1 protein-coding gene is annotated in these 516 nt (G+C 59.5%); it reads left to right on the forward strand.

All coding sequences use genetic code 11. From position 1 onward, the window contains the following. Positions 1-158: 158 nt before the first annotated feature. The coding region (locus tag ACODTY_RS24150) for a YhjD/YihY/BrkB family envelope integrity protein (protein ID WP_488996705.1) at positions 159-516 on the forward strand (358 nt) is incomplete at its 3' end.

Below are 516 nucleotides of genomic sequence, written 5' to 3' on the forward strand. Positions count from 1 at the left end.
GGGCCAGGCAACGGCGATAGCGAAACTGCCGTTGAAGAGCCGGAACGTGAGCAACAAGCCTTTGTTCCGGGCAGACGATGCGGTCGGAGAACCGCACCAGGGAACCAAGGTCTAGCGGGCAACTTCCTTCATTCCAACAGCCAGCTCATGGAGGGGTGATGAAAATCGTGGCCGCAGACCTATGGACCGTCTTTCGTGCCGCTGTGGACGGATTTTTTGATGACAGCGCTCTCAGCCACGCGGCCGCCATGGCGTTCTACGCCGCAACGTCATTGGCTCCCATCTTGCTGATCGTGCTCGGCGTCGCCGGCTTCGCCACGGGAAGAGATGCCGCCGAAATCGCGATATCCGCCCAACTGACGGGCTTGCTTGGCCCTCAAGGAGCCGATCTTTTGAAGACGACGATTGAGAACGCGTCGGTAAACAAGGGAGCTCTGGCTTCCGTTGTCGCCGTTGTCACTTTGCTCATCGGCGCATCGGGTGTGTTCGGCGAGATGCAATCCACGCTCAACCTCG

The organism is Mesorhizobium sp. FG116 (genome assembly GCF_057809835.1).